Origin of the sequence: Chitinophaga niabensis, from assembly GCF_039545795.1 — a bacterium.
GTDB classification, from domain to species: Bacteria; Bacteroidota; Bacteroidia; order Chitinophagales; family Chitinophagaceae; genus Chitinophaga; species Chitinophaga niabensis_B.
The window spans coordinates 1300604-1323227 of record NZ_CP154260.1; the positions used below are offsets into that span (position 1 = coordinate 1300604).

At 47.2% G+C, this 22624-nt stretch carries 12 protein-coding genes; 2 read left to right on the forward strand and 10 right to left on the reverse strand.

The features are described 5' to 3' along the window. The first annotated feature begins 17 nt into the window (after positions 1 to 17). Both AAHN97_RS05520 and AAHN97_RS05525 read left to right on the forward strand, forming a co-directional pair. On the forward strand, positions 18 to 1682 hold the full coding sequence (locus tag AAHN97_RS05520) for a RagB/SusD family nutrient uptake outer membrane protein (protein WP_343306557.1): 1665 nt from the start codon (positions 18 to 20) through the stop codon (positions 1680 to 1682). After that, complete coding sequence (locus AAHN97_RS05525; RefSeq protein WP_343306558.1) at positions 1669 to 3156, forward strand: glycoside hydrolase; 1488 nt, start codon at positions 1669 to 1671, stop codon at positions 3154 to 3156. The genes AAHN97_RS05520 and AAHN97_RS05525 overlap by 14 nt, the downstream gene beginning before the upstream one ends. A 42-nt stretch (positions 3157 to 3198) precedes the next feature. On the opposite strand, the gene AAHN97_RS05530 is transcribed toward AAHN97_RS05525, so the two are convergent. From AAHN97_RS05530 to AAHN97_RS05575, 10 genes are all read right to left on the reverse strand, one after another. Next, positions 3199 to 3702, reverse strand: coding sequence for a DUF1735 domain-containing protein (locus tag AAHN97_RS05530; protein WP_343306559.1), 504 nt, complete (start codon positions 3700 to 3702; stop codon positions 3199 to 3201). Between the two features lie 29 nt (positions 3703 to 3731). Further along, positions 3732 to 5357, reverse strand: coding sequence for a SusD/RagB family nutrient-binding outer membrane lipoprotein (locus AAHN97_RS05535; protein ID WP_343306560.1), 1626 nt, complete (start codon positions 5355 to 5357; stop codon positions 3732 to 3734). Between the two features lie 11 nt (positions 5358 to 5368). Continuing rightward, the gene (locus AAHN97_RS05540) at positions 5369 to 8983 is read right to left on the reverse strand and encodes a SusC/RagA family TonB-linked outer membrane protein (protein ID WP_343306561.1); all 3615 of its coding nucleotides are present in this window, start codon (positions 8981 to 8983) and stop codon (positions 5369 to 5371) included. 180 nt (positions 8984 to 9163) lie between these two features. Then, positions 9164 to 10312 (reverse strand): FecR family protein, encoded by a 1149-nt coding sequence (locus AAHN97_RS05545; protein ID WP_343306562.1) that lies wholly within the window; start codon positions 10310 to 10312, stop codon positions 9164 to 9166. Positions 10313 to 10360: 48 nt separating this feature from the next. Further along, positions 10361 to 10960, reverse strand: coding sequence for an RNA polymerase sigma factor (locus AAHN97_RS05550; protein WP_343306563.1), 600 nt, complete (start codon positions 10958 to 10960; stop codon positions 10361 to 10363). A gap of 112 nt (positions 10961 to 11072) precedes the next feature. Then, a complete protein-coding gene (locus tag AAHN97_RS05555) occupies positions 11073 to 13880 on the reverse strand; it encodes a M14 family zinc carboxypeptidase (protein WP_343306564.1) in 2808 nt (935 codons plus the stop codon). A 7-nt stretch (positions 13881 to 13887) separates the two neighbouring features. Then, the gene (locus tag AAHN97_RS05560) at positions 13888 to 16587 is read right to left on the reverse strand and encodes a M14 family metallopeptidase (RefSeq protein WP_343306565.1); all 2700 of its coding nucleotides are present in this window, start codon (positions 16585 to 16587) and stop codon (positions 13888 to 13890) included. 39 nt (positions 16588 to 16626) lie between these two features. Then, positions 16627 to 17250: a hypothetical protein gene (locus AAHN97_RS05565; protein WP_343306566.1), complete on the reverse strand. Its 624-nt coding sequence runs from the start codon at positions 17248 to 17250 to the stop codon at positions 16627 to 16629. Positions 17251 to 17260: 10 nt separating this feature from the next. Next, complete coding sequence (locus AAHN97_RS05570; RefSeq protein ID WP_343306567.1) at positions 17261 to 18862, reverse strand: SusD/RagB family nutrient-binding outer membrane lipoprotein; 1602 nt, start codon at positions 18860 to 18862, stop codon at positions 17261 to 17263. Beyond that, positions 18862 to 22443: a SusC/RagA family TonB-linked outer membrane protein gene (locus AAHN97_RS05575; protein ID WP_343306568.1), complete on the reverse strand. Its 3582-nt coding sequence runs from the start codon at positions 22441 to 22443 to the stop codon at positions 18862 to 18864. Before AAHN97_RS05575 ends, AAHN97_RS05570 begins: the two co-directional genes overlap by 1 nt. Between the last annotated feature and the right edge of the window lie 181 nt (positions 22444 to 22624).

Here is a 22624-nt window from a genome sequence, read left to right on the forward strand (position 1 = left end):
TTTTAAAAATTCCAGCAATGAAAAACAACATTATATATATACTGAGCTTAGTTGCCATCTGGGCAACGGCAGCGTCCTGCCAGAAAGATTTCCTGGAGGTAAAGCCAACAGATAAGGTTTCGCAGGAATTCCTGCTGGCGGACTCTACTTTGTTCGAAGCATTTGTTACCAATCGTTACCTCGGCGCAAGGTTGCAGGACAAAGAAGACATTCCCGGTTTCGGAAGAGGTTTCACCTGGGCCATGTGGAGTTCTTTAAGTGATGAATGCATCTATAATAATGACGATAATACCTGGCTGATAGTAAGAGGGCAACTGGCACCGGAAAACCTGGGTATTGCCGGAACAGTTTGGGGAAGGAGTTATCGTAGCATCAGGGAATGTAACTATGCGTTGACGAATATCAGTGAAGTACCCTTTTCTGAAGGACATAAAAAAATGCTGACAGCGGAATTACGTTTCATCAGGGCCTATCGTTACTTCGATCTGCTCACCAATTATGGCGGTGCGATACTGATGGGAGATAAAGTATATAATCTTGGAGACAATCTTTCAGATCCTGCACTTTTTGTACGTTCTACCATCAAACAAACAGTAGATTATATTCTGGCAGAACTGACTGCAGCCGCACCAGACCTGCCTGCAACCAACAGCGATAGCTGGAAACTGGGCAGGGCCACTAATGGTGCTGCATTGGCATTAAAAGCCAGGTTGGCTCTGTATGCTGCAAGTCCATTGTATAACGCAGGTACCTGGGCAGCCGCTGCAGCCGCTGCCAAAGCAGTGATAGACTTAAACCGTTACAGTTTGCATACCGGTGGTTATGCCAACCTGTTCCTCACACCGGAAAGTAATGAGATCATCTTTGAAAGACTTTATACAAAAAATGCTTCTCACTTCCCGCTTGAAATAGCATCCTCACCAAACGGTTATGGTGCATGGGGTGGTAATACGCCTCTGCAGAACCTGGTGGATGATTATGAAACGAGTTCCGGTAAATTCATCACTGATCCCACATCCGGTTATGATCCGCAAAATCCATATGTAAACAGGGATCCGCGCCTCGCTGCTTCCATCCTATATAATACGGCGAATCACAGAGGACGTGTTGTAGAAACTTTTGTACCGGGCGGGAGGGATAGTAAAGATGGTAACGAGAACTGGAATACTTCCAAAACAGGTTATTATACAAAGAAGTTTCAGAATGATGCTTATCCGATCAATAACCCATGGGATGTGGCAGGTTTCCAACCCTGGATCTACATGCGTTTTGCGGAAGTGCTGCTCAACTATGCGGAAGCACAGAATGAAGCCGTTGGTCCTGATGCAACAGTGTACGATGCCGTGAACAGGGTAAGGCAAAGACAGAGTGTGGGCATGCCTCCTTTACCTGCCGGGCTTTCACAGGCAGAGATGCGTACACGCATCCGGAATGAAAGAAGGGTAGAGCTTGCTTTTGAAGAGCATCGTTTTTATGATGTACGCCGCTGGAAGATTGCCGATGTAACAGAGAATGTACCTGCTTACGGTATAGATGTTGTTAAAAATGGCAATACCTTTACGTATACACGTAAAGTTGCACTAACAGGCAGGCTCTTTCAAACGAAGCATTACTGGCTTCCTATTCCAAGGGCAGAGATACAGGCGTCTAATAATAAGATAACCCAGAATGAAGGCTACTAAAATTTTATCCCTGGCCGGTATGCTGCTGTATAACAGCATATCCGGCCAGGTAAAAGTGATCTTAGATCCGGCGAAAGAATACCAGGTGATAGAGAATTTCGCGGCATCCGATGCATGGTCCGGCCAGTTTGTAGGAACATGGCCAGCGGCTAAAAAGAATGCGATTGCTGACTTGTTATTCAGCACAGGGAATTTCCCTGACGGCAGCCCGAAAGGTATTGGCCTTTCCATGTGGCGTTACAATATTGGTGCAGGCAGCAGGGAGCAGGGAAGGGAAAGTGGTATCAGGGATGAATGGCGGCGTGCCGGAAATCTGCTGGGTAAGGATGGTAAATATAACTGGCAGGAAGTAGCTGGCCAGGTATGGTTATTACAGGCTGCAAAAGAACGGGGCGTAAAACAGTTCCTGGGATTCCTGAACAGCCCGCCGGTACATCTTACCAATAATGGCAAAGCATTCGCCTCCCAGGCACAATGTAATATCGACCAGGCGAAGTATGATGCACTGGGCGAATATATTGCCGGTGTGGTGAAAGGAATAAGATCACGTACAGGTATTACGCTGGATTACGTAAGCCCGGTCAATGAACCGCAATGGGACTGGAGTGATGGCGGGCAGGAGGGAAACCCATATAGTAACGGGCAGGTAGCTGGTGTGGTAAGATCATTGAGTGCATCGCTACTGGCTAATCGTTTGCCCACAAAGATCCTGATCCCCGAAGCAGGGCATGTGAAATACCTGCTGGCAGATGAAGACAAACCGGGAAAAGGTAACCAGGTAAATGCATTTTTTAATCCAACTTCTCCTTTTTATACAGGCAACTTATCCAACGTCAGCAAAACAGTGGCGGCACATAGTTACTTCTCTACCTCTCCCTTATCTTCCGCCGTAGAAATAAGGCAGGCCATTGCCCGCCGCATGGCAGAAATAAAAGGATTGAAATACTGGCAATCGGAATATTGCATCCTGGGAGATAACAACGGGGAAATAAACGGTGAGAAAAGAGATACAGGTATGCATGCTGCTTTGTATGTTGCCCGTACCATCCATACAGACCTGACGGTGGCGAATGCTGCTGCCTGGCAGTGGTGGCTGGCCATTTCTCCTTACAATTATAAAGATGGGCTCATTTACATCGATAAGGGAAAAGAGGATGGCAACTTTTACGACAGTAAAATGCTTTGGGTATTGGGAAATTACAGCCGGTTTGTGAGACCGGGCATGAAAAGGATAGAAGCGGGTTTTGATACACCGGCGAACTGTATGATTTCTGCATTTAAGCAGGAAAAAGGTAAACGGATCGTAGTGGTACTGATCAATGCAGAACCTGTTGTGAAGAAACTGATCCTACCTAAGCGGGTACTGGAAATGTATGTGACCAGTTCAACCAGTAAGCTGCAGAAACAAAAAGTAATGGCCGGAGCAATTGATATAGCACCGGCCAGTGTTACAACGATCATTACAGGATATTGATAAAAGCCGTCTTCCGTATATAGAAGACGGCTTTTCTTTTTTTTACTGGCCTTTCAACGTAAAGATCATACTCTTAAAATTCGAGGCAATGGTGCTTGTACCTGCCTGGGAAATAGTGTAAGCCAGGATGTAGTCATACTGCCCGTTGATCTTTGAAGGGATCAGCGTTACAGGTAATGACGCCTGTTTGGTGCCTGCAGGAATGGTTAATTCCAGGCTGTTCACCGTGTAGCAACTGTCTGGCAGTAATTTGTAATCCGTTCCCCATTGTGCATTGTAAGCTGTTATCAGATCATTGTCCGGCACAAATTTTACCAGTACATTTTTATCCAGCGCATTAACGTAGGATACTTTTGCATAGAGGTTTAGGAGGGTGGTGCCTTTTATACTATCTGTCAGAGGCGTGGCGCTGGATCCCCGCGCGGGCCAGTTGGAATCAGGTATCAGTACAATAGGCTGAATGCCGCTATAATCAAGCACTACATTATTTTTCAGGCAACCTGATAAGAGGAAGATTAATAAAAGGGCGGAAGGAGTATGTTTCATGTGTTGCATTGTTGAGATCAGGAAATTGATTAAGGCATCCACCATATTTTGCTGGTGAATACGTTGACTGGCCCTACCGCATTTACATTGGCGGCATTAACGATGTATTCGTTACTGTGGTACATCAGGCGGAAGGGAACGGTATTGCCTACACGGGCAGGATCAGCGGAAACGGGAACATCAGGATAGCGGCCATTGCGGCGGTAATCCGTCCATGCTTCCATTGGTTCAATGCCGTTGAAGGCCATGTATTTCTGGAACATCAGCAGTTTGTATTTATCCGGTGCTGCGGCCCAGCTTACATTTATATTTCCTGCAAGGGTTTCTGCATTGTACCAGGTGTCAAATACCGCATCTGATAAAGAGGGTACAGCTGTGTTACCACCCACATTCAACCAGCGGAAAGATTCTTTTACGGCATCTTTATAAGCTTCTTCTGCATCACCGGGCAGCCATCCGCGTTGTACAGCTTCGGCCTGCAGGAATTTACTTTCAATACTGGTCATTACCCAGTCTGCCATGTCTCTTCCTTTGATGATGCCGCTGGCAGTTGGTTTCACCACATCCGTATTCCGGGAGCCGCCAACAGCCGAAACATATGCGCCACCCTGGTAAGGGTAGGTGCCGCTGTTTACATATATGCCGAACTTATTTCCCCTGAAGTTCTGTGAACCGGGTTGAGGAAATGGTTCCGGTGCACCGGCAGGCAAGGGCATATCTATGGTGCTGTAAAAGAATCCCAGCCGGGGATCGTTATTTTCTTTCAGCAGGTTCATGGCAAATACATTCGCATGTGCCCAATCCCAGGAACCCACTTGCGTCACCGCATTGAAATCCCCGCCACCCCATTGATTATGACTGGAAAAACAGCCATAGTAATAAGATAGTTTTCTATTAATGATATATCCGGGATTAACGGATGCATCCTGCCCGCTTTCAAGAAAGCCCGAGCCTTCTGTTTTGATCTTAGCTATTTCAGCGGCAATATATGCAGCACGGTCTGTACGGTTAGCCTGGTGTACCAGTAAGCGCAGTTTTATAGTATTGATGAATTTGAGCCACTTGGCCTGATCTCCATGGAACATGATGTCTACGGTGCTGATCTTTATATTATCCGCTGATTTGGCATCCCTGATCAGGTTGGAAGCTGTATCCAGCTGGCGCATCAGGTCTTCATAGATCATCAGCCCATCATCATACCTTGGTTGCAGGATGGCAGCATTAAAGGCATCCCTGTAAGGCATGCTGCTCACTATATCAACAGTACGCTGGAAATGTAACACTTTTAGTACTTTGGCAATACCGGTATAGAATGTCATCTTTAATTCACGTGACCTTGTTTCAAGAAAGGTAAGCTCAGGAGGAATACTGCCGTTGTAAGTTTCCGAACTCAACTGTATGCGGTCGTATGTTTGTATGGGGTGCCCGGCCGGGAAATGGTAATAGGCCCAATAGCCCATCCAGTTTTGCAGGAATCTTGTGTCCTGTGTGGCCACTGCACGTTCCAGGAGAGGTGCTGTTATCAGGTCTGGTGTGGCATCTGTATTGGTAAGGTCCCTTGGATTATAGTTCACATCCAGCCATCCTTTTTTGCAGCCTGTTATCAGCAAAGGCAGGCAGAGGAGTAATGGTAATATCTTATTTGAAAAACGCATCGTTATCATTTTTAAAATTTAAGGCCAAGGGTGAAACCATATAATACTGTTCCGGGCAGTGCGGTCTGATCAGAACTCCCTCCGGTGAGATTGTTGGAAACCGTGGAGAAGTCGCGCTGGCCGGGGCCCTTGACCAAACCAGGGTCTCCGTTGATATTGGAGCGGGGATAGAAGGAAAAGAGGTCCCTGCCATATAAGCTGCAGGTAGCTTCTTTGAGAATGCCCCTTTTGAAAGGAAGCTGATATTGAAAAGTAACTTCCCTTACTTTCCAGAAAGCTGCACTCGTGAAACCATGCATACTCACCTGTGAGAACCTTGCAAATAGTTCCTGGTTTGCATTACTTACTACTACGTCTGTATTGGGCACATATTTCCCGGAACCATCATCATAAGAAGAATTAGGGAATACAAACCGTTCCCTTCCATTGAGGGTGGTGAGGGTATGCAGGCCGGTATAGAGCCCTATGTCCGTGCTGAACTTATGATCGTAACCACCCAGGTAATCCATCAATACACTGGCTGTGAAATTCTTCCAGGTAAAATTCAGGCCAAAGGAAAGGGAATATTTGGGCAGGGTCCTTCCGCGTAAGGAGAATTCATCATACCCCTGAGATTCCGGCAATCCGGTAACCTTGTCCACGATCACTCTTCCCTGCGGATCACGTTTCCAGTCGCGGAATGCATAAGAGAAGGCATGTTTACCTTCCTCAGCATAATAGGTTTGACCATTGCCGTCCATTACAGGGAAAAGGCCATTGTATATATCTGTGAGGTATAGTACTTTGTTGTCATTGATCGCAAAGCGGGTTTCCAGGGAGAGGGCCATTTTATTGGGCAACTGGAAGATGGGATCTACTTTCAAATCAACTTCCCATCCGTTGTTCTGGAAATCCCCTGCATTATCAATACTGGGATAACCGCTCAGCCATGAATTGTTTACACCCAGGATCACGGAATTATTGCGTTGATAATAGTAGGTGGCATCCAGTATGATACGGTCGTTCAGGAAAGAGAAATTCCCGCCATACTCCTGTGATATCACTCTTTCCGGCTTCAGGAGAGGGTTAGGATTATCGGGATAAAACACATAACCCAGCAGGTAATCGCCGGTGGTATTATTCACTACGGGATAAGGAGGATTGATCAGCCCCAATGTGCGTTCAGACTGGTAAGGTGAAATGTTCATGTTGGCAGATTGTGCCACAGATGCGCGGAGGCGTGCAGTGGTCAGCCATTTCCATTCTTTCATCACGGGAAAGATTTCCGTCATCACAGCGGAAGTGTTGGCACCAAAATACATATCCTGTCCCCTGGCTACTTTGGCCCGTTTGGAATCCCACTCATTACGGCCGGTGAGTTCAAGAAAGATCCTGTCCTTATATCCCACCAGCACATTTCCGAACAGCGACCAGGACCTTGATAGCACGGCTACTTCAGTAGGGTTTATTGAAAACTGGGAGAAGGCAAGATTGTATACAGGAATTACCAGGGATGCTCCGGCTTTTAAATTCTTTGAATAGTTTTCCCGGATGGTGTTGCCCACATTGGTGCGGATGAGAAAATTACCGGGATGATGAATGGTAGAGATCACGAAGTCGTTATTGATAGAAGTGGCCACCAGCATATCTTCTCCTACAGTCGCATACTTGTCATATATTTTGTTATAATCCTGCGCCGCGAAATCGGAAAAATAGATGGGTGCATTGGTTGCTTTCCTATATACACCGTTATAATTCATTCCCGGCTGATCGCGGATATTCAGCCAGGTAAATGGTTTGATCTCAAAGATCAGGTTGCCGGAAATCGCATTGGTAGTTGATTTGGAGCGGATGTTGTCGATCATTTCATAGGGACTGATGTAATTCCAGTAACGATCATGATGGGACCAATGGTCATTCCTGTAGTCTTTGTATCTCAGTATAGGGATATAAGTAGGAAGGTTACGTACAGCATCAGCAATTTCCGGTCCACGGTCATCAGTGCTGCGTGCATAGTTGATGTTCATGCGGATATCTACTACACCAAAATTTCTGCTGGTGTTGAGCAATACCGTTTGCTGCTGTTGCTTATCACCCGGCAGCAGGCCTGTTTGAAAAGTCTGGCCAAGGCCAAGGTAAAAGGAAGAACGTGCATCGGAAGAAGAGAAGGAGAGATTATTCCTGACAGTTTTAGCTACATTCATAAATCTGCGTGCCTGCTTTGTATCCTGGTAAGGCACCATTTGCCATTCGCCATTTTCATCCGGGTAACCAATGGGCACCATGCTGTCGTCATAGGCAGGGCCCCATCCGTAATTGGATCTGGAATCAAATAAGCCATTCCCAAAAGCATCCATCACACCGGACCCGCTGCCAAAGGCCCGTTGTCTTCTTTCCTGCCGGTAATCGATACGCTGAAAGGAAGTATTGTTGCGGAAGTTGATGGAAGGTTTGCCTGCAGCGCCTCTTTTGGTAGTGATGATGATCACGCCATTGATCCCTTCCGGCCCATACAGGGCTGTACCATTGGCACCTTTCAATACGGTTACGTTATCAATGTCCGCAGGGTTGATGTTATTGATAAAGGCCATCACCTGCTGCGCAGCCGTTTGATCTGTTCCAAAAGATAATGGAGCGCCATTGAGGATGAACATCGGCTGGTTATTGCTGTTGGCACCAAAGGAGCGGATACCTCTTACAAGGATGCGCATTTCCGGCGTCATATCTGAACTCTGCGTAGTGATGGTCATGCCGGATACTTTTCCGATCAGCCCTGTGAGCAGGTTACCGGAGTTGGCTTTGTTGATCTCTTCGCCACTGACCTTAGCGATGGAGTAGCCTAATTCTTTTGTACGTTTCTCAATATTATAGGCAGTGATCTGCACTTCATTCAGTTTGATATTCGATTTAGCGATGCGGATCAGCCAGCCACCATCACCACGATTGCTGAGTTCTGCTGCCTTCCCTTTTGCATAAGGCATGCCATCGCGGAAACCGATCTCTGTAGGTGTAAATCCAACAGCAGAAATAATAATGGTAACATCATCCGGCACACCCTGTAAAACGAAGTTGCCATCTGCATTGGCAGAAGTGGCTATGGTGGTGTTCCTTACGGCAATGGTGGCGCCGGGAACGGGATGGCCTTCCATATCCAGCACCTGGCCTTTCAGGTCTTTTGCCATTTTTTCCACGTGCAGGATCTGTTCACTCAGGGGAGACAGTGGCTCAGGGTTCCTGAAAACGGAGATGGTCTTATTAGTCAGATTAAATTTTAAGGCTTGTGGCCCAAGGACCTGTTTGAGGAATGCATCCAAGGGCATGGCCTGTGCATTCACGGTCACCGGTTTTACTGCTTTCAGCAGATCACGGTTGTAGAAGATCACATAGCCGGTTTGTTCTTCTATCACAGAAAAAACTTTCACCAGGTTCACCCGCTGGCCGGTGAACGTAACTGTTTGCGACCGAACGGAAGCATGTACACTAAGGAATGCTGCGAGCAGCAGCAGGAAGGTCAGTTTCATTGCATTCACAATTGTGTTGCTGTTCATGTGCCAGGGCACCACTTTCCGGTAAAGGCGGCTGAACAGCCTGATTTTGGTTCCATGCCTGTCCGGGTGCAGGTTCAAAAACGCTTCCGTTGCGGACATGGGCATGCGATTACAAATAGCTGTTTTTTGCATAGCTTTGCATTGGTTGATAAGTGAATAAACAATTGATCTCCAAATTGATTGTCTCAAAAGCTTGTCATCATCCAACCGTTCCGGGTCCTAAGCCGGAGCGGTTTTTTACATGAACAGGCTTGTGTTATTATTTAATGGTTGGTTCTGCTATGGTGTAACGATCAGTTTTCTGCCTTGCTCCAGTTTGAAATGTACTTCCGCTCTTTCAAGAATACCAAGTACATGGGTAAGCGAGAGGTCTCTTTCCATCTTACCGCCGAAACCAATGTCCGGTACGCCTTTTTCATACACTACTTCAATATCATACCAGCGGGAAAGCTGGCGCATCACATCATCCAGCGAAGCATCTTCAAAATTGAAAAGCCCGTCTTTCCATGCTGTTACCTGTGCCATGTTCTTTGCTTGTACTATCCTGATGTTATTGTCTGCTGTTACCTGCGCTTGCTGGCCGGGAGATAATATAAACCGGCCGGTGGCATTGCTGACGCGAACTGCGCCTTCCAGTAATGTGGTTTGTATTTTGGGTTCGTCCGGGTAAGTATTAACGTTGAAATGTGTGCCCAGCACTTCTACTGTATTGCCCTTCTGCATTTTTACCAGAAAGGGCATGTTCTCATTACGGGTTACTTCGAAGTAAGCTTCTCCTGTGATCTCCACTAATCTTTCTTTTCCTGCAAAGGCAGTAGGGTAGCGGATGGAAGAGGCTGCATTCAGCCATACTTTACTGCCATCCGGCAGAACGATCCGGAACTGGCCGCCACGTGGTGTTGTGAGTGTATTGTAGTGCATTTCATTTTCAACTTCCCGGGCATCATATTGTAATTGCCCGCCTTGCTGCATCACAGCCGTTTTTCCCTGTTGTATGCTTTGATGGCCGGTACTGTCCAGTGCTATTACTGTACCGTTTGCCAGTGTGAGCATCGCTTTGGTACCACCGGGTGCAATATCTGCCACCTTTGTACTTTCAGCAGGTTGCGAACGCCAGATGTAAGTACCTATACTGCAGAGGAGTATGAAAACAGCGGCATACCGCAGCCATGGTCTTTGAAGGAATGGCAGGCGGCGAATGGGCTTACTGTCTATGGTTTTATTTACCTGCTCCGTGATCAGGGAACGCAACTGAAGATCTTCCTCCTGTTCGTACCTGCCGGTATGCCAGTCTTCTTCCATCGCTTTTTCAAGCTGGGCGTTGTAAAGCCCGCTGTCCAGCATCTGAAGGAATTCGGCTTTTTCCTCCCGGGATAATTGCGCAGTAATATATAATTCCAGCAAAACGCTGAATCGGGATCCGTTCATAATATAAGAGACGCATGAAAAAGAGGGTAGGGTAGTCCGGTACGAAAATTATTTTCTGATGTGCTGCTGAATGAAGAGAAGAATGAGCAGCAGCGCGTCTCCGGCATGTTCACGCAGGTAATTCCGGAGAAAATGGAGGGCTTTTACAATATGATCTTTCACCCCGTTGCGGGAGATCTGGAGGAGGGCGGCAATTTCTTCATAACTCTTTCCCTCCATTCTGCTAAGTGTGAACACCCTTTTGCGTATCGGGGGCAGGGCATTAATGGCAGTGGCTATGATGGCACTGGCCTCTTTATACAGCAAGGGGTGATCAGGAAGGATGGTATCTTCTTCTTTTTCTCCCGGTTCTGCTGAAATCACGGGGCGTACTTTTCTTTTTCTTAATGCAGAAAGGATCTCGTTACGCGTGAGTACAAAGAGCCAGCCGTTAAAATTCTGAATACCTGTTAACTGTTGCCGGGCCTGCCAGACCTTGAGAAAAACATCCTGTGTTACTTCCTGGGCATCTTCCGGAGAGCGGAGATAGGTGTGGGCGAGGGTGTAGACTTTATTCCAATATGCGTGCAGGAGGCTGTTAAATGCCGCCCTGTCTCCTGTAGCCACAAGGTGTAATGTTTCATTTTCAATAAGGGCCCGGTCCTGCATGTTGGTTGATCCGGGGGTAAATTAAGAAATAAAAATTGGTTTGTACCTATTTCAAAAAAGAAGCGAAGCCCAAAGGCTCCGCTCACTTACCACTAGTTGATTGAAACGCTAACTACTTCTTGTCGTTAGACAATGACGATTTCATGCCCAGGTTATACAAACCATTGAACAGTAATTTAAAAGTGCTGTGCGACTGTCCTCGGAAAGTTATCTCCGGTCCAAATGCATATAGCTTACCATTCCCCACTGGTGCTATGAATGCTGCCACACCATCTTTCAGATAGGCCTGCCCGAAAGCCCAGCCACTTCGTAAAGGATGATCAGTAGAGAACCATGCAATGGGTTTGATGCCTTTGCCGGCAGCATCAGCTTCCAGCTTAAATACAGGGCTGTTATCAAAGTTCACATTGCCTTCAGCCGGCATGCCCCAGGTATCTGCCAATGTGCTATCAATGGATACATGGAGGATACTGCCTGGTACAAAATATTTAGTACCGGGCAGCGGACGTTCTTTTCCTTCCTTATCTTTTTCCACCAGGTAATTGCTCACTGGTAATTTGAGATGATAAGCCAGGCTGGTACTGGAACCGATGGTAACAACAGACCCCCCTGCTTCCAGGAATTTTTGCAGTTCCGGTATTGATTTCTCCGGAGTGATCTTACCAATGAAAGCACGGTATTGCGCAGGTGTTTCTTCTTCTTTTGGTTCACGCGGGGTAAAGCCGCTATTGCCTGCAGGGTTTTCACGGCCGGCCAGTGCGGGGATAGCGCGTGTAGGGAAGATGATCACATCATACTTGCTGTTCAGATTACCCGCATCAATATCTTTCGGATAGATGAGGGTATAAGGGAAATGGAATTGCTCCATGATAAAGCGCATCCAGCCGGAAGGCATGGAACCTCCATATGTATCCCATAATGCAATGCGCATCTGGTTCACGCTGATGGTATTAGCCGGGCGCTTTTTAGCCGGGGTGGCTTTTAATCCCACTTCCTGCAGTACCTCTTTTGCTTTGGCGCCTGCCGGTACAAAGAATGTTCCCTGTGCTATGCCGGCACTGCCTGCTGTCATACGGAACACTTTCACGCCTGCTTTCAGCAGATCGTTCACAGCAAGGAAAGCATTGTTCTCATGCGGACTTAATAAATATCCTGCACCTGCATTGGCAGCGATGGTTTGTTTTGGCGGAGATTGTAATTCACCATAAGGCAATTTTTGAAAAGGACCTTCAAAGCCATCCATAATACGGTCAAATTTCACACCCATCTGGAAAGCGAGTGTCCAGCCGGCTGCATCATATGGACGGATAGGAGGGCCACCGGGATATTGGAAATCGTTTGGATGGTCTTGTGGTTCAAACATATCCAATACATGAGGGCGGAATGCCTGTGCAGCTTTTACGATGTAGGACCCTGCAGGATATTGTTTGCCTGCAACTGTAAAAGGAGCAGTTGCCTTCTCAATAGCAATGCCTGTTTTAACCAGTGTGTTGATGAACTTCACTGCTGTGCCGAAATCTGGTTGATCAGCCGGAATAATGTAACCCCGTGCATCCCGGTTAGCAGGATTCTTTAGTACTCCATCGTAAAAGCTCTGGGGTATATTATTACCTCTTCTTCTCCAGCCGTAAGGATCTGAGCCATCATCTTCCGGCCGTTTAACACCTTTCGCATCCTGGTCTCTTCTGAAAGCCTGTGTAATAGAATCAGAAGTTTTGGGAGAAAGCGTCCAGGTATCTTTGCTGCCACGCTCAATGGCGTTCTTTCCCATCTTGTAGATATTGAACAATACTTCATCCCGCTGCCTTGCTGCATAATTGAGTATCGCATAATTGAGGGACACGGAATAATCGATAGAGCGCTGGAAACGCCAGTCGTCATTAGGTAATACGGGGAAAGGTGTTGCACCGTTAGGGATGAGCCTTTGTGGTACTACGGGTATTTTCTCCGGTGTAGGATTGCCAATGATCTCTGTCAGCAAACCTATCTGGTTATGGAACTGAGAGGTAGTGCGCAAACCACCATTATACCAGGTGGAAAAACTGGAGCCGTTCAGGCGTGTGAAGCCGGGTTTATTCTCCGCATTCAAACGGTTGATCATGGCGGCGCCTAATGCATCGATGCCGGTCACCAATAACGGATCAAAGAAGAAACTGAATGGGTCACGGTAGGGAGGACCAGCCAGTACTGAACCTTCCGGGCCACGCTGGTGATGGTTGTACATGATCTGCGGGATCCACTCTATGTACAATTGTTTACCCATGTTGGTGCTTTCTTTCAGGTTCATCATATAGAAGTCCCGGTTGTTATCATGCCCTGCGTACTTTTCATATAACACAGGTAACAGATCGGTAGACCGTTTTAAAGGATCACTGTTCCGCATATACCAGTTGGATACCAGTTCCTGCCCGTCGGGGTTGGCATGTGTGAAAAGGATGATCACATTATCCAGGATGCGCATAGTTTCTGCATCTGTACGGGAGATCAGCTGATAGGCTGTTTCGATCAGCTGATGTGTACCCACTACTTCTGTTGCATGCAGGCCGCCGTCTATCCATACCACTGCTTTTCCCGTTTCTGCCAATGAACGGGCCTGCTCGTCTGTCAGCCCTTCTGCATGTGCGAGCTGCTGAGAGATGGATTTGTACTTGTCCAGTTCCTTTATGTTTTTTGGAGAGGAAACAATGATCATATACTGATGCCTTCCTTCTTCCGTTAAACCAATATCCACCAGCTTTACACGATCTGAAACTTCGAGTTTCTTAAAATAAGCTTCTGTTTGTGTGTAATTAGCCAGCTGATAATCATCTCCGATGTTGAAGCCAAAATGTTCTTTGGGTGAAGGTACTTTTTGAGCAAAGCCTGTTGCGCTATTCAATAGCAACACCGCAGCAAGCAGCAGGGGGAATTTATTTTTCATGCAGCAATTATTTCGTTTGATACAGTTGATTGAACAATAACTTAAATGTGCCGTGTGATTGCGCGCGGAAAGTGATCTCAGGACCAAATACGTACAGTTTTCCTTTTCCTACGGGTGCTACAAAAGCAGCTACGCCATCCTTCAGGTATTTTTGACCCCAGGCCCATCCGCTGTGTAAGGGTGTTTCTGAAGAGAACCACATCAGCTTTTGCAGGTTTGTGCTGTCTGTAAATTTAAATACAGGACTGCGATCGAAATACACATCGTTCTTTGCAGGCATACCATAGTTGGCCGGGGCTGTTGTGTCCAGGTCTGCTATCAGCAGGCTGCCGGGGATGTAGTATTTAGTGTTGGCCAAAGGGCGCCCTTTCTCTGTTAGTGCATTGGTTACCGGAAGTTTCAGATGATAAACGAGATTGGTGCTGGATCCGATGGTAACGATCTGACCACCTTCTTCCAGGAATTTTTTCAATTGCGGGATAGAAGTATCTGCATTGATGCGGCCCAACCAGGGGCGGTATTCAGCAGGGATGTCTGCTGCTTTGGGTTGTGCGCCGCCTCTTCCTCTCGCTGCACCTGCTCTTGGTTTTCCTGTATCGGGGATTGCGCCAGAAGTGAAAATGATCATGTCGAATTTCTTACGCAATTCACCGGAATCTATTGTTTTAGGATAGATCATTTCATAAGAGAAATTGAACTGTTCAAACAACCATCTCGTCCAGCCGGCAGGCATAGAGCCGCCATAGTTATCGCAGATGGCAATGCGCATGGAAGATATGGGGCTGAGGCCATCTGGTTTTTGGGCAAGGTTGCTCACTACTATATTGTTTTGTTGTAAGATGGATTGCGCTTTGGCAGATGCGGGAACATAAAAAGCTCCTGCGGCAGTGGTTACACGGAATACTTTTAAACCGGCTTTCAGCAGGTCATTTACCGCCAGGAATGCATTATTGATCTTTGGGCTGATGAGGTAACCTGCTTTTGCTGCCACGATAGTTTGTTGAGGTGGTGTTTCGATCTGACCATAAGGCAACTGTACAAACGGGCCGTTAAAGTTATCCAACAGGCGGTCAAACTGAACGCCCATCTGAAAGGCGAGTGTCCATCCCGCTGCATCGTAAGGGCGGATGGGAGGGCCTCCTGCATAAGCAAAATCATTCGGATGGTCCTGTGGTTCAAACATATCGATCACGTGTGGGCGGAAAGCCTGTGCGGTTTTCACTATGTAAGAGCCTGCAGGATAATTTTTCCCGCCAATGATAAAGGCAGCGGTGGCTTTATGTATGGTAATTCCTGAGCGGCTGAGTGCATTGATAAATTTCACTGCCGTTGGAAAATCTGCCTGGTCCGCCGGGATCACATAACCACGGGCATCGCGGTATAAAGGATTCTTAAGTACAGCATCAAAGAATTTAGTGCTGGTGGTATCTTCCCGTCCAAAAGAGAATTCACTTTCACCTCCTTCACCGGTCGCTGATTCTGTTTTGCTGCTGTCTGCCGCCTTGTTGGAGGCTTTGATCATATCCGCATATTTAGGATAGAAGGTCCAGTTATCTTTGCTGCCACGTTCTATTCCGTTCTTACCCATCTTATAAATGTTATACAACAGGCTGCTGCGATAACGGGCTGCATAGTCCAGTACGGCATAGTTGAGGGATATGCAATAATCGATGGACTGACGGAAATGCCATACCTGTGGAACAACCGGGTTAGGAGTGGAGCCTTTGGGGATCAGTCTTTCCGGTACCAGCGGAACATTTTCCGGGGTAGGGCCGCCAATGATCTCCGTTAGAATGCCCACCATATTATGAAAGTAGGGCGTTGTACGTAATCCGCCATTCCACCAGGTAGAGAACTGGGAGCCTTCCCGTTCTGTATAACCGGGTTTGCCTTCCACGTTCAGCCTGTTATTCATGGCGGCACCTACTGCATCCGTAGTGGTCATGATCAGGGGATCAAACACATAGTTGAAAGGGTCACGATAGGGAGGGCCTGCCAGAACGGAACCTGCGGGGCCACGCTGATGGTGGTTGTACATGATCTGAGGGATCCACTCTACAAATAACTGCCGGCTGATGTTCCGGCTCTCTTTCATATTCATCATATAAAAATCCCGGTTGTTATCATGGCCCACGTATTTGTTATACACCTTCGGGATGTTCAGTGCACGTTTCTTTACATCATTTTCCCGCATGTACCAGTTGGATACAATCTCCTGCCCGTCAGGGTTAGCATGTGCCATCAGGATGATCACGTTCTTCAGGATGTCTTTTGTTTCCTGGTCGTTGCGGCTTACCAGCTGATACATGCTTTCGATCAGCTGATGGGTGCCTACTACTTCTGTTGCATGCAGGCCGCCATCTATCCATACCACTGCTTTCCCTTCGGCAGCGAGGTTGCGTGCATCCTCATCCGTTAATCCTTCCGCATGTGCCAGCTTTTGAGAGATCTCCCTGTAGCGCTCCAGTTTGGAAAGGTTCTCCGGGTCTGAAATGATCAGCATATACTGATGCCTTCCTTCTTCGGTTAAACCAATGTCTACCAGTTTGGTACGGCCGGAAGCAGCGAGTTTTTTAAAGTATGCTTCTGTTTGTGTGTAGGTGGCTAGTTTGTAATCGTCCCCGATATTAAACCCGAAGTGCTCTTTGGGAGAGGGAACGGTTTGTGCCCAGGCTATTGTTACCATGAGTAACAACAGGATCAACATGCGATAGAATTTATACATCATAAGAATTTATTGTATTTTTTAAGCTCTCTTAAACCTGGCGCCTGTGCGGCAATCACCAGGTTCTCCACGGGCTTCATCGGCTATGTTATTGAAAAAGGTTACTATCCTGCGGCCATCCTTCAGGTTGAGGATGAATTTAAAAAGAAAATAGTCATTTATTGCCACATTCGCCAGGTTTACATGGGTAATGGCGGCCAGCTGTGCTGCAGTAAAGGAATAGCTTTTCGGGAAGCTGGTCACTGTTTCATGCAGTATATCGCCTGCTCCTACAATGCTGGGTAAAGGGAATTGCGCAATGTTAGGATACAGGTTGCCAGGGTAAGAGATCACCAGGGGATAGGCCGGTACGCTGGCTTCCGCTTTATTGAAGCTGGCATAGACTTCTATAGAGCTCACTTCTTCTCTGCCAAAACCTTCCCAGTTCAGTTCAAATGCAAATTGTTCATTCGCCAGGTTGGGATCATTGAGATTAAAGAACACCACCTTTGCATTCTGAAAAGTAGGGAGGGCAGATTTAGTTGTATCGATCTTTACGGTGGGCACTGCGGTGTATTGATAGTTCTCCCATTCATAATGTGCTTTCTTACAGGAGCATATCATTACGATCATAATAGTGGCCAGGCATATTATTGGTTTCATCATGATGTTGTTTTTATTTGTCCCAGAATACAGGTGTGGTTTGCTGTGCCAGTTGCAGCTGGCCGGGTTCTGCACCTAAATTGGTGTTAGCCGTTAGTTCTGCTTCAGAATAGTAGAGGCGCAGGGGGAAAGTATTCAGTGGTGATAGTGGTGCACGCAGAACAGGCAGGCCCGTGCGGCGGTAATCTGAATAGGTTTCCATGCCGTTACCATATTGTGCAATATATTTCTGCGTCATCACCAGGTTGAGCTTGCCGGCATTATCTGCTGCATCGTATTGTGCTACCAGCCGTGCAGCAAAAGCATCGATCACTGTTTGTGCCAGTGCATTACCTCCGTTAGCAGCTGCATAGGTGCTCATGCTGCTCAGATGTGCTATAATACCATCCCTGAAACTTGTTCTTGCATCATCCCCTGTGGCCAGTGTTAAGGCTGCTTCCGCGCGAATGAACTTTACCATGGCGTAGGTGATCATAGGCATAATACCTGCTCCTGTACCATCTGTTACCGCCAGTACTTTAGCTGTACCTGTAGCACCTGCATTGGTAAGATAAAGATTAGCAGGAGGCAGGTTGTTGATAGCTGCATTATCAAAGCGGCCGCCGGCAGGATAGATGCCAAAGGAAGACCGGCGGCTCTGGTCTGCAGGGGAGGCTGTGCCATCACCCGGATTACGTCCGTAATAACCATTGCTGTTGTTAGAGTTGTTCAAACCGGCAGTGGTGTTTTGCCGTGAGATATAATAACGCAAACGGGGATCATCGTTATTGAACAACAGGTCTATCAGTGACTGGCTCATGTAGAAACTCTTGCCGCCCTGGTATTCCGAACGATGCCATGGATGCCGGTTGTTGGGATTCTGTACCGTGCCGAACTTAAAGGTGAAATCCGAGGCATTGGAACTGATCAGTTTGGAAGGGTCTGTCAGCAATGCTTTGATAGCATTGGCAGAACGTGCAGGATCCACAAGCCGGATGCCGTTATAGAGTTTTAGCTGTAAAGATTTTCCCATGCTGATCCAGGCTGCCTTACTGCCGCCATAAATGGGGTCGGCTACCGCGGGTACCAGTGAAGTGCCGGCAACACTGTTCAGGTTTGCCAATGCAGAATCTATGAGCACCAGGCATTTTTCGTAAATGTCTGCACCTTTTAAGAACGTTGGGCTCACATTCACCGGGCCTTCTTCTGTTCCTTCAGAATAAGGGATATCTCCCCACATATCTACCATCAGGGTAACGAGGTAAGCCTTCTCCAATCGTGCAATGCCTACATATCCCCATTGGTCCTGTGCAGCACCACTGGTGATAATGGATTGCAGGTCGTTTAAGGTTTGGGTGTAAAAGCCAGTCCAGGGATCATCAAAGCTGGTGCCCTGTTGCTGGTAACGGCTCAGTCCATTGGTGAAAATGGTATGCTGCACAAAAGTGGCAGTACCACTGTTCAGTGCATACATATTTCCTACCAGCGATATTTCCGTAGAAGGCAACAGTAAAGATAACTGGGCCGTAGTAGGGTTATTCGGATCAGAATTGATATCCACAAATTTACTGCAACCACCTGCTGCGGACAGGAGCGCGGCGATACCAATTACCTGTGTTATATGTTTTAGTTTCATCAGAAAGAACATTTTAAGTTAAACCCGAAACGTTTTGTAGTAGGTACACCCAGGTTATCATATCCCTGGGAGTTACCGGCGCCCAGTGTACTTACTTCAGGATCGAAGTTGGTATACTTCGGGAAGCCGGGTGCTTTGTACCAGAGGTTCCTGCCGGAAAGGGAAAGGGAGATGGAGCCGAAAGGAGTTCTGCCCAGCATGGATTTGGGCAGATCATAGGAGAGCCCTATTTCACGAAGACGGAAAACGGTGGCATCAAACACAGAACCTTCATTCACACCACCAGGCCCCATGCCTCCGCTGAAGAAATGATCTTCATAGGAGATGGCTACATTGTTAGGGATCTTCTTGCCACTTTGATCGCGCAGGGCGGTTTGGGTATTGATGTCTCCCAATACACCAGGTGCTACGATCTGGAACTCGCGGTTTTCTGTATCCCTTGTTACACCCCGGGACATCATATTGCCCACCGTGGAAGAGAATAAGTTGCCACCTTGTTTCCAGTCGAATAAAACGTTGAGGCCAAAATTCCTGAAGTGAAAAGTGTTGGTAATGCCCATCATGAAATCAGGGTTCGGATTTCCGATGGGTAGCAAGGTGCCTGATACCAATGGTTTGCCGGTATTAGGGTCTATCAGGATGTTCCCTTCATCATCCCGTGCATACCCCGTACCCTGTATCTGTCCGTATGGCTGCCCCACAATGTGTACGCTGCTGGTACCACTTGCGCCGCCATAACTGAAGCGGTCATAACCTCCCAGGTCCTGGATGATATTGCGGTTGCGTGTAAAGTTGGCATTGATGTTCCAGTTAAGGCCGTTGTTGGATTGTAAGGCTGCGATGGTGAGGCCTATTTCCACTCCTTTGTTCGTGGCTTCCCCCAGGTTGAGGATCTGGGAGGTGTAACCGGAAGAGGGAGCAGCGGTTACTTCAAAGATCTGCGAAGTGCTTTTCTTATTGTAATAAGTGAAATCTATTCCAATACGGCTATTAAAGAAACGTAACTCTGTACCTAACTCCAGTTCCGTGATGAATTCAGGTTTCAGGTTGGCATTGGTGAGCACGTCTGTTTTTGTTACAACATTATAAGAGCCATTGCTGCCGGTGAAAGGTAAGCCTACATTCCCGGGAGTATTTGGTGCGCCCAGTGAAGGATTGATCTGGTAAAAAGCAGCTGTCTGATAAGGAGACGCTTCATTACCTACCCTGGTATAACCCGCTCTGATCTTACCAAAACTCAGGATGCGGTCGGATAACTGAAAGGCATCTGTAAATACAAATGAACCATTCACGCCACCGTAAAAGTAACTGCGGTTATTTTTGGGCAGGGTAGAGGATACATCATTCCGCCCTACAAAGTTGAGGGAGGCAAAGTTCTTATAGTCGAAAGTGATATCTGTAAAGAAAGCAAAGTAACGCTGCTTCAGGAGGTTCCTGTTATTGTTGAGCTGAATGGGCGTAATGGAACTGGTGTTATGAATGTCCACCAGGTCTGCTACAATGATATTATCACCATAGAAGGCTTTACGGTCCGTTAACCGTTGGTTCACGTTGTTGCCTATGATGGCCCGCAGGGAAAGGTCCGGTTTCAGTTTAGTGGTCACCGTTGCCAATAGCGTATTGTCCAGCTCCTGGCGATAGATGTTGTCTGTAGTGATACTGCCATTGGGGTAGGATGCGGATCCTTTGCCCCGCACGTTCGTACGGCGGTCTGTATAAGAATTGAAGCCGATGGTGTTCTGAATATTCAGCCAGGGAGTGGGATCAAAACCAAGGATCAGGTTACCATAATAACGGTCCACCGCACTGGTGGAGGGGCTGTGTTTTACAGACCAGTAAGGATTGTCCACACCGGTATAGTCATACACGTTACTACCGTCCTTTGGATTTTCGTATGGATAGTTGGTAAGGTCGAAGCTGGTGGGAACATACATCAGGGCAGACATGATAGATCCTGTGGTGCCGCCAATAGGAGGGGTGGTTTGCCGGGTTGTTACATAATTGATGGAACCGCTGGCATAGAATTTATTCTCCAGTTTGATATTACCACCTACGTTCACAGAAGTGCGGTTAATCTCGTTGGAGGGCACTACGCCGTTATTCATGGTATGTGAGAAACCTGCGTTGAAGTTCCCTTTTTCACTGCCGGAAGAGATGGTGATCGCATTCTCATATACATTCCCTGTTCTGAAGAAGTTCTTTACATTCTGGCCTGCATATGATCTGTAGGGTACCTGTATGGGCGTTACGCCATCTTCCTCATAGAATTGCGGGAATATATCTGAACCAAAGGTCCGTGTCAACTGATGTGGAACAGTGGTGCGGGTAGGGAGCAGGCTGTTTACACCTGGGAAAGGTTGCCCCCATGAAGCGTATACACCATGGCGGTAATCGTTATTGGTACCCTGTCCGTATTTTGTTTGATATTCAGGCAGCCCTGCTACATTTTCAAAAGCATAAGAGGTGCTGTAAGTGATCTCTGTTCCTTTGCGGCTCATTTTTTTGCCAGCCTTTGTAGTGATGATGATGGCACCGTTGGCAGCACGGGAACCATATAATGCTGCGGCAGCAGCACCTTTCAGTACTGTCATGCTCTGGATATTATTAGGGTCCAGGTCAAACGCGCGGTTGGTAACACCTACACCACCTACTGTGGTAGCACCTACGTTTGCAAAACTTGAGTTGTCGAAAGGAACCCCATCCACCACAAATAAAGGCTGGTTATTGCCATTCAGAGAAGAGTTGCCACGAATAGTTATATTGGTGGCGCCTCCTGCCACACCCCCTGCCGATTGAATATTCACGCCTGCTACTTTTCCGGTGAGCGCCCTTACAGGATCAGGTTCCGATTTCTGTGCCAGTTTATCTGATGTAACGGTAGATACAGAATAGCCCAGGCTGTTCTTCTGGCGGGCAATACCAGCCGCTGTCACAACAATATCCTGCAATTGTTTTACAGCTATTTTTAAATGGATAGTGCGGGCATTGGAGGCGTTGATCTCCAGCGGTTGATAACCGATAGCAGTTACTACCAGCGTGGCACCCTGTTTTACTTTTAAAGAGAATGCACCATCCGCACCGGATGTGGCGCCATTGCCGGTTCCTTTTTCCAGGATGGTGGCGCCGGGAAATGGATCATTTGTTTCACTCAGTACTTTCCCTTTGATCAGTGAATCTGCCACCGGGCGTATGGCAGACATTTCAGGAGGAGGGCTTGTTTCATTTTCTTTCAGGATAATAAAACGATCGCTTACTTCAAAATCAATTTCAGTACGATTGAATAACCTGTTCAATACTTTACCCAACTCTTCCTGGCGTGCACTGGCCGTTACTTTTTGGTCTAATGCAATGTGGCTGGAACTGTACACGAATTTTACATCCGCTTTATTCCCGATCTGATGCAGTACGTTCTTTAAACTCATGTCATCCACCTGTATAGAGATCCTTTTATTAAGGATGCTCTGTGAATAACCTGTCTGAGGATAAGCCATCCCGAAGAGGAAGATCACCGCTATAAGGTGCATGGACGCTGTTCGCATGGATTTGGAGAGGAGGGCCTTAGCGCTTACATTTGTAGACATAGTCCGGATTTCTTGTTAGTAGATTTGGTTGAACGACACAAGGAATTCCCTTACCGCACGCACATGCGGTGAATAAGAGGGCTGTCATTTTGTAGCGGGAGGGATGTCAGCCCTCCTGCTTTCCTTTTTAATCAGTGCTTACTTTAGTCATAGGCTTTTCCTTTTCAGTTTGATTTTGGTT